Annotated in this window: 9 protein-coding genes; 2 read left to right on the top strand and 7 right to left on the bottom strand. The window is 60.4% G+C overall.

Going from position 1 to position 8,022, the window contains the following annotated elements:
• The 7 genes from QMX84_RS25175 to QMX84_RS25145 form a co-directional block, all read right to left on the bottom strand.
• A partial coding sequence (locus QMX84_RS25175; protein ID WP_282365063.1) for a hypothetical protein occupies positions 1-317 on the bottom strand: 317 nt, incomplete at its 3' end.
• Positions 305-817 carry a GNAT family N-acetyltransferase gene (locus QMX84_RS25170; RefSeq protein ID WP_262123781.1) on the bottom strand — a complete coding sequence of 171 codons (513 nt, stop codon included), beginning with the start codon at positions 815-817 and terminating at the stop codon, positions 305-307. The genes QMX84_RS25170 and QMX84_RS25175, both read right to left, overlap by 13 nt.
• 101 nt (positions 818-918) lie before the next feature.
• On the bottom strand, positions 919-1,578 hold the full coding sequence (locus tag QMX84_RS25165; RefSeq protein WP_282365062.1) for an NAD(P)H-binding protein: 660 nt from the start codon (positions 1,576-1,578) through the stop codon (positions 919-921).
• Between the two features lie 18 nt (positions 1,579-1,596).
• Positions 1,597-2,646 carry an AraC family transcriptional regulator gene (locus QMX84_RS25160; RefSeq protein WP_282365061.1) on the bottom strand — a complete coding sequence of 350 codons (1,050 nt, stop codon included), beginning with the start codon at positions 2,644-2,646 and terminating at the stop codon, positions 1,597-1,599.
• 34 nt (positions 2,647-2,680) lie between these two features.
• A complete protein-coding gene (locus QMX84_RS25155) occupies positions 2,681-3,502 on the bottom strand; it encodes an SDR family NAD(P)-dependent oxidoreductase (protein ID WP_123750321.1) in 822 nt (273 codons plus the stop codon).
• Between the two features lie 133 nt (positions 3,503-3,635).
• Positions 3,636-4,427 carry a type I methionyl aminopeptidase gene (gene map / locus QMX84_RS25150; RefSeq protein WP_262123785.1) on the bottom strand — a complete coding sequence of 264 codons (792 nt, stop codon included), beginning with the start codon at positions 4,425-4,427 and terminating at the stop codon, positions 3,636-3,638.
• The gene (locus QMX84_RS25145; RefSeq protein ID WP_048368667.1) at positions 4,424-4,675 is read right to left on the bottom strand and encodes a ParD-like family protein; all 252 of its coding nucleotides are present in this window, start codon (positions 4,673-4,675) and stop codon (positions 4,424-4,426) included. Before QMX84_RS25145 ends, map begins: the two co-directional genes overlap by 4 nt.
• 144 nt (positions 4,676-4,819) lie before the next feature.
• Here QMX84_RS25145 and QMX84_RS25140 point away from each other — a divergent pair, with 144 nt between their 5' ends.
• Together QMX84_RS25140 and QMX84_RS25135 are read left to right on the top strand one after the other, a co-directional pair.
• Entirely contained in the window at positions 4,820-6,541 is a 1,722-nt protein-coding gene (locus tag QMX84_RS25140) for an ATP-binding protein (protein WP_282365060.1), read from the top strand.
• Positions 6,542-6,601: 60 nt separating this feature from the next.
• Entirely contained in the window at positions 6,602-7,909 is a 1,308-nt protein-coding gene (locus QMX84_RS25135) for a sigma-54 dependent transcriptional regulator (protein ID WP_153331822.1), read from the top strand.
• Positions 7,910-8,022 lie beyond the last annotated feature (113 nt).

Genomic DNA, 8,022 nt, shown 5'->3' with positions numbered 1-8,022 from the left:
GGGGGTTTTTTATCATGCTGACGGTCGCGTGATGGAAGTAGGAGCGAGCTTGCCTCGCGATCTTTTAAAAGATCAAAAGATCGCGAGGCAAGCTCGCTCCTACACGTATTTGATTGACTCAGCCCTTCACCAACCGCCGTATGTCCACCGTTTCCAGAATGCTTTTCGGCGTACCATGGCGCGCCACTTCGAGCATGGCCAAGCCGATTGGCTGCCGGTGCATAGATAAAGGTCAGGTTACGCAAAATCCAGGGAACCCTCGAAATGTGGCGAATCGATGCCGGAACACGCTCGTAAGAGAAAATCAATTGCTCCAAACATACCTCACCTCATCCAGCGTCACGCCACCACGCACGAGCGTGCGGCAACTGCCAGGCTCTTCTGTTCCACCAAGGCCCTTATAGAAACGAATGGCCCTTTCGTTGCCAGATAAAACCCATAAGGTGATGCGTTTATAACCTTGATCAAGCAAACGCTTAAAACCCGCCTGCCACAATTGGGCGCCAATACCCTTACTCCAGTATTCAGCCAAAACGTAGATCGCCATGACTTCTCCCGACGCTGCTTCGGGCGTGTTTTCATCGCGACAAGCCCCCAGCGAAAGCCAGCCAATAACGTTTCCCTCCACTTCGGCGACTAAAACGTCAGCGTCTTTGTCTTCAATTGTGCGGGCCCAATAGGCCTCTCTTTGAGGCAATGTCGTACTAAGGGAGGCTAAATAGTCAGTGGGCATCAGATCAAGATAAGCGTGTTGCCAACTACTGACATGAACGTGAGCGATGCGTTTCGCATCCTCGGGTAATGCGTCACGAATCATAACCACCCCTCTCAAGCGTTGTGTCTTGTATAAAAGCTGCGCCAGACGGGATGCCCGGACACTTACGCAAGCTCGCTCCTACGCATACACATGCGATTGATTCAGCCCTTCACCAATCCCCGAATATCCACCGTCTCCAGAATGTTTTTCGGCGCACCGTGGCGCGCTACTTCGAGCATCGCCAAGCCGATTTCTTCAGTCGATAACACGTACTTGGGCAGCAACTTGCGAGCAATCGACAGCAAGGGCGAGGTCAGCACATAGAATGCGTTGTACATCGGCGTCTTCGAACGCGCGCCGTGCAACGGCTGGATCACCCCAGGGCGAAACATGTAAGCCGCCTTGAACGGCAACGCCAGCAGGTCGGTTTCGGTGCGCCGTTTAACCCGAGCCCACATGGCTGACTGGCTGCCGGTGCCTGCGCCCGACACATAGGTAAAGGTCAGTTGCGGGTTGAGGCGCGACAGCACTTGGCCGGCCGCCAGCGGGATGTCGTGGTTGATGCGCGAATACCCGGCTTCGTCCATGCCCACCGCCGAGGCGCCGAGGCAAAAAAAACAGGCGTCAAAGCCCGTCAGCAGGTCTTCAATGGCCGAGTAGTCGAGCAGGTCGGCATGCACCAGGGTGCGCAGTTTGGGGTGGCTTGTTTCGCTGTCAGAGCGGCCAATGCTCAGGACATGGGTCACATCCTGTGCGGCCAGAGCCTCACGCAACACCCCTTGGCCCACCATCCCGGTGGCGCCAAACATCACAATTTTCATCTCAGTAGTCCGTTAGCGTTAATGAGTGGAGGACGACATGGGCTGCTGGGCTTGCGAGGCGCGCCAACGCGCTGGCGTCGTGCCTTCCCATGAGCGAAACGCCCGATAAAACGAGTTGGTGTCTTCGTAGCCTAGCAGGCAGGCAATTTCTTCAATTTCAATTGAAGGCTCGCTGAGCAGATGGCGCACCACCTCTTGGCGGGTCTCCAGCATCAGTTGCCGAAAGTTCGTGCCATCTTCAGTAATTCGCCGCTGCAAGGTGCGCTCGCTCATGCCCAGTTCCCGCGCCACGTCGGCCAGTTCCGGGCGACCGCTGGCGAGGATGCGCTTGAGTGCCGCCTTGACTTGCAGGCTGATGCTGGCCGACGCCGTGGCCTCGGCCAGTGCAGCTATCAGCGCCGGGTTGAGCATGTCCAGCAGTTCCGGGTTATGGCCCGGAAACGGCCGATCCAGATCCGCCACGTCCAGCACCAGGGCATTACGCTCGGCGCTGTAGCGTACGGGGCAGCCATAGAACTCGCTCAGCGCAGGGCTGCCATCGTCTGCACGGGCCAGTTCGACCTTGCGCGGCGTAATGTGCACGCGAGTACCTTGGCGACCCAGTTCTACGAAGGTGGCAAAGGCCGCGTCCACCAGCAGGTTGGGCGGCAGCTCGGGGGTGTGCAGCCAGTCAATGGTGACGGTGCAGGTCTGGCCGTCTTCATTAACCAGCAGCCGTTCCGGCGTGCACAGTTGTTTGAAGCGGGCCAGGCGGTGCAAACCGTCGCGATAATCACGGGCGATAAAGGCAGCAAAGCTGGACGGCGGCAAGGTCGCAAAATCAAGCCGGGTCACCAGCAACACAGCGGCGGCCGGGTCTGGGTTGAGGGCCTGCACGGCGGCCCACAAACGAAAGAATTCTTCGGTGCTCACCTGACGCCGGTCACGCAGTTCACGTATGCACAGCGTGACGGGGAGCCGTGCCTGACGCAGGACCACTGAAGGCTCCAGCCCGATCAGCTTCAGGCCATGCCAAAAGGCATCCGGCACATTGAAACGAGAGGCAATAGGGCGGCTTGCGTCAGACATGGGGGCTCCTTTATGTCAGGTCAGTCAGGGGGGCTCAGTTAGAGGCCGACACGCTCAGGTCGTGCCACTTTTTATCCGATTCGGCCAGGTCTTGCGCGGCCTTGGCAGCGTACTGCACCGCGTCGCTACCGATCAGCAGACGCAGTGGCGCGTCGTCCTTGAGGGCCAGTTCCAGCACAATTTCAGCCACACGGTCCGGGCGGGTCGGCAAAATGCCCGGGGAGTTGAGCAACTCGGCCAGTGCGCCGACCGATTGTTTGTAGGGTTCGCTGATAGGCGGGATGGTCATGGAAGGGCCGGCCCAATCGGTCTGCATGCCGCCCGGCTCAAGCACGGTGACTTTGATGCCCAGCGGGGTGACTTCCTGTGCCAGCACGGTGGAGAAGCCGCCGACGGCCCACTTCGCGCTCTGGTACGCGCCCAGGCCAGCCATGCCAATGCGCCCACCCAGCGACGAGACCTGGAAGATGTGTCCGCTGCCCTGGCGACGCAGGACCGGCACAACCGCCTTGCTCACATACACCACGCCGTAGAAGTTGGTGTCGATTTGGGCGCGGAAGTCTTCCAGGGTGACGTCTTCGACCGCAGCCAGATCGCCATAACCGGCGTTGTTGACCACCACATCGAGGCGGCCAAAATGCTTCACGGCGGCGTCAACCGCCTGTTCCACCTGCTCGTTGTTGGTCACGTCCAGTGCCAGTGGGTAAATCGCATCACCAAACTCGGCCACCAGGTCATCCAGTTGCTGAGGCTTGCGGGCGGTGGCGACAACACGGTCTCCGGCGCGCAGGGCAGCCAGAGTGATGGAGCGGCCGAGGCCACGGGAACTGCCAGTGATAAACCAGATCTTGGACATTCGAACACCTCTTCGTTAGAAACCGCTGAAACACCTGCCTCAGCGCCTGAACAAATAATGCTCGGCTGGCCGCCTTTACACACTAGCAGCAAGGCGCCAAGTGGCTTGCAGAAGGCGCCATTGTGCTTGCAGCTCAGGTAATCGCCGGGAACTCCTCAACCGCATCCGGCCAAGGGCTCAGCACTTCAAAGCCGTTGTCGGTCACCGCCACCATGTGTTCCCACTGGGCCGACAGCGACAAATCCTTGGTGACCACGGTCCACTGGTCAGCCAGGGTTTTGACGTGACGCTTGCCCGCATTGAGCATCGGCTCGACGGTGAAAATCATGCCGGTTTTAAGCTTCATGCCCTGGCCGGGATAACCGTAATGGAGGATCTGCGGTTCGTCGTGATAGACCTTGCCGATGCCGTGGCCGCAGTACTCGCGCACCACGCTGAAGCCTTCTTTTTCGGCAACGGTCTGGATCGCGTGGCCAATGTCGCCCAGAGTTGCGCCGGGGCGGACCTGGCGAATACCGGCGCACATGGCCTCATACGTGGTCTTGACCAGATGCCGCGCTTGCGGGCTAGGCTCGCCCACGTAGTACATGCGGCTGGTGTCGCCGTACCAGCCATCCTTCACAACGGCGATGTCGATGTTCACGATGTCGCCATCGTGCAGCACCCGGCCCGACGGGATGCCGTGGCACACCACTTCATTGACCGACGTGCACACGGTTTTCGGGAAGCCGTGGTAGCCGACATTGCCAGGAATGGCCTTTTGCACATTGACGATGTAGTCATGGCAAATCTTGTCGAGCTGGTCGGTGGTCACCCCTGCTTTGACGTGCGGGGTGATCATCGCCAGTACTTCAGCCGCGAGCATGCCGGCGACTTTGGACTGGGCGATTTGGGCCGGTGTATTGATAACCACGTGCGCTCTCATGGGCGGGCTCCTGCTGCAGCCTGTGCCGAATCAGCCAATTGGCACAGCTGTTTTAAATCGAGACCGCCCTCAAGCTCGGCGCGAATCAGTAAGCGACTGATCTGGTTGTGATCCAGATCCGGGTACAGCTCTGTGAGCATGCCAATGCGCATCCAGTGCTCTGCCTGAGCATTGATCGAGCGACTGAGCGCGTTGCTGGCGATGCGCAGATTTTCGTGCATGGCGTCCGAGATTTTTACGATGCCCATCAAATGACCCAACATGGAATGTATATGGAATGTAAGCGAAACGTATATTAGGCGATGCGCCGCGACATCTGCAACACGCAGTCATGGACAGGCCCAAGGGTCGATCCCTATGCTGGGGCCATTACAAAAACAATCAAGAACGCCATGAACCCCGACTCTTCCCTCCATGTGTTGTTGCAGTGGCTTGCCCGGCCGCATCGAAGCCTGGTGGCGCGCTATACGTTGCTGTCCGTTGTGGTCATGAGCGTGGCGCTGATTACCCTGGCGATTTTTTATGAGCAACTGGCCAAGGACTTGCTCAACCGCCTCACTGGCGAGCGGCTGGATGCCCAGGCATTGTCGACGGCCAACCGCCTGTCTTCCTTTCTGGATGATCGCTTCTACCAGCTCTCGGCACTGTCCAATCACCCCAACATGCCAGAATTCATAGTTGATCAATCGCGACTGATCAGCGACGTCGACTCGCTGCTCAAGCTGGAAGGGGACTTGCCCTTTATGTACGGCGTGCTGTTTTTTGATGAGCAGGACCGCTTGATCAAAGTATTGCCGGGCCAGTCTGCGTCGGGGGAGCCGTACTGGGGCAGTGAACACTGGTCCATCGCCGGTTTGCCGGTGCAATGGGTCGGCGATGTCGAAGTGATAGGGCCGCTGCTGCCCAAGGCGGGCGGCTCGGGCAGCTTTCTGATCCGCAAGAGCATCCGCATCGGGCGTACCAACCAGAAGGTGCGCATAGCCCTGCATTTGCGCCTGGCCTCCTTGAGCGAGTTGCTGGTCAGCGCGGGCATGGGCGGCGTGGTTGCGCCTTTGTTGCGCGTGCCTGGCGGTGCGTTTATCGACCCCACCGGGCGGCCCGTCAAGGCGCCGGGGCAATGGCACGAAGGGCCGATGATTTTGCCCGGCTGGCAACTGGTGTTCAGTGTCGAGCCGGGGGCCATCCTCAAGCCCCTGAACGATGCGCGCTGGTGGCTGTACTGGGTGGCGGCGGGATTTATCGGGTTTATCCTCATCGTCTTCTTTACCCTCTCGCGGCAGTTGCGCGCGCGGGTCAGCACCTTGCTGCAAGGTGCCCATCAACTGTCCATGGGCGACTTGAGCTATCGCCTCGCGCTACAACCCAAGGACGATGAAATCAGCCATGTGGCCCGCGCCTTTAACGTGATGGCCGAGCGTCTGGCGCAGGTCATGGACCAGACCGTACGCAGCGAAAACCTCGCCGTATTGGGCACCTTCGCCACGGGTGTGGCCCATGAAGTGCGCAACCCGCTGGCGACCATGAAAACCACGGTGCAAGCCTTGCTGCGCCGCGAGCAAGAACCCGAGCGGCGGCACCTGCTGAGTGACCTGGTCAAGGAAATCGACCGCTTGTCACGGGTCACCAATGACCTGCTCGAATATGGCCGCCCGCACCCGGCCAAACCGCGGGTGGTCTCGGTGGCGCACCTGTTCGAGCACACGGCGGCGATGGTCGCCCCCCACTTGCAAGCGCGCAATATCGAACTGCTGTGCGAGTCGACAGGGGATTTGCAATTGTTCGTCGACCCGGATCAAGCCCGCCAAGTGCTGCTCAACCTGTGTTTGAACGCTGTGCAGGCCAGCCCGGAGGGCGGCGTGGTGCGCTTGTGCGCCGAGACAGGCCAAGGGCGGGTGCGGGTGTTGATCATCGATCAGGGCTGCGGCATTTCGCCCGAACACCTGGAGCAGATTCGCCAGCCATTTTTCACCCTTAAACCCCAGGGCACCGGCTTGGGATTGAGCATCAGCCAGCAACTGCTGGAGGCCAACGACGCGCGCATGCACATCGTCAGCCGCGTGGGTGAGGGCACACAGGTGGCGCTCGATTTCCCTGCGTTCACCCGGTTTTTGTAGCCGCCTGCGGGCCTCGTCAGCGGCTACCGATCATTTTGAATACGTAAAAGTGAGACACAGATGCCTGATGTTCACGTGTTAATCGTCGACGATGAAGAAGCGCTGGTGCGCTCGCTCAGCTATGCATTGCGCGGGGAGGGCATGCGTATCAGCACGGCCAACAGTGGCGAGGCGGCGCTGCAACAGGTGCTGGATGACATCGACATTGTCTTGCTGGACCTGGGCCTGCCGGGCATCGACGGTATGGCCACACTGGATGGCTTGCGCCAGCGCAGCCCGCACCTGCCGGTGATCATGATTTCTGCCCACGGCGATACCCGGGCGGCGGTGCAGGCGGTCAAGAGCGGTGCCACTGATTACCTGACCAAACCCTTTGAGCTGGATGACTTGCTCGCCACCATCAGCAGCACCTTGGCCCTGGAAACGCCTGAGTCACCGGTGCCCGGCCTGCAAGGGCAAAGCCCGGCCATGAGCACGCTGCACGCGGCGGTGCAACGGATTGCCCGCAGCTCGGCCACGCGGATTCTGCTGTTGGGTGAGTCCGGAACCGGGAAGACCTTGGTCGCCCAAGCGTTGCACGCGCACAGTTCACGGGCTGCCAGCGCGTTTATCGAAGTGAACTGCGCCGCCTTGCCCGAGCAGTTGATCGAGGCCGAGCTGTTCGGCTCGGAGAAAGGCGCCTACACCGGCGCCCATCAAAAGCGCGCCGGGCTGGTCAGCCAGGCCAACGGCGGCACGCTGTTTCTTGACGAAATCGGCGAGTTGCCGTTGAGCCTGCAAGCCAAGTTGCTGCACTTTCTGGAAAACGGCAGCTACCGTGCGGTGGGCGCCAGCCAGGCCAGCAGTGCCGACGTGCGGGTGGTGGCGGCGACCAACCGGGACCTGGCCGACGATGTGCGTCTGGGGCGGTTTCGTGAAGACCTGTTTTACCGCTTGAACGTCATCACGGTGGACATCCCGGCCTTGCGTGAGCGCGGCGAAGACCTGCTGTTGCTAGCGCAGTATTTTGCTCAGCGCCAGGCGGTTGAAGAGGGCGTCAGTCCGATCCAGTTTTTGCCCGATTGCGTGGCGGCGCTGCGCCGTCATCGCTGGCCCGGCAACGTGCGCGAACTGAAGAATCTGGTTGAGCGCCTGACGATTCTGTTGCCGGGCCAAGGCATCAGCGCGGCGATGCTGCCCGCCCCCTTGCAAGGGCAAGAGGTGGAGGCATCGCACGTGCTGGGTGACCAGCTCGAACGTGCCGAGCGCGAGTTGGTGACCGATGCGCTCAGCCGCTCGGCGGGCCACAAAGGTCTGGCCGCGCAATTGCTCGGTATTTCGCGCCACGCGCTCAAACGCCGCCTGCAACGGCTGGGTATTGAGCGCTAAGCGCTCACACCCGCGCGCAGGTTGAGCGCAAACCGCTCAACACACCCGCAAATCCTGTAGGAGCGAGCTTGCCTCGCGATCTTTTGACCCTTTAAAAGATCGCGAGGCAAGCT

It is taken from the genome of Pseudomonas sp. PS01297 (genome assembly GCF_029959305.1).
GTDB lineage: Bacteria > Pseudomonadota > Gammaproteobacteria > Pseudomonadales > Pseudomonadaceae > Aquipseudomonas > Aquipseudomonas helleri.
This window is presented reverse-complemented; position numbering and strand designations above follow the sequence as displayed.

Bases quoted from the DNA above. Each gene is read 5' to 3' on its own strand.
- map (WP_262123785.1), bottom strand. From the start codon at position 4,427: ATGAGAGCGCACGTGGTTATCAATACACCGGCCCAAATCGCCCAGTCC.
- QMX84_RS25140 (WP_282365060.1), top strand. From the start codon at position 4,820: ATGAACCCCGACTCTTCCCTCCATGTGTTGTTGCAGTGGCTTGCCCGG.
- QMX84_RS25165 (WP_282365062.1), bottom strand. From the start codon at position 1,578: ATGAAAATTGTGATGTTTGGCGCCACCGGGATGGTGGGCCAAGGGGTG.
- QMX84_RS25160 (WP_282365061.1), bottom strand. From the start codon at position 2,646: ATGTCTGACGCAAGCCGCCCTATTGCCTCTCGTTTCAATGTGCCGGAT.
- QMX84_RS25170 (WP_262123781.1), bottom strand. From the start codon at position 817: ATGATTCGTGACGCATTACCCGAGGATGCGAAACGCATCGCTCACGTT.
- QMX84_RS25145 (WP_048368667.1), bottom strand. From the start codon at position 4,675: ATGGGCATCGTAAAAATCTCGGACGCCATGCACGAAAATCTGCGCATC.
- QMX84_RS25135 (WP_153331822.1), top strand. From the start codon at position 6,602: ATGCCTGATGTTCACGTGTTAATCGTCGACGATGAAGAAGCGCTGGTG.
- QMX84_RS25155 (WP_123750321.1), bottom strand. From the start codon at position 3,502: ATGTCCAAGATCTGGTTTATCACTGGCAGTTCCCGTGGCCTCGGCCGC.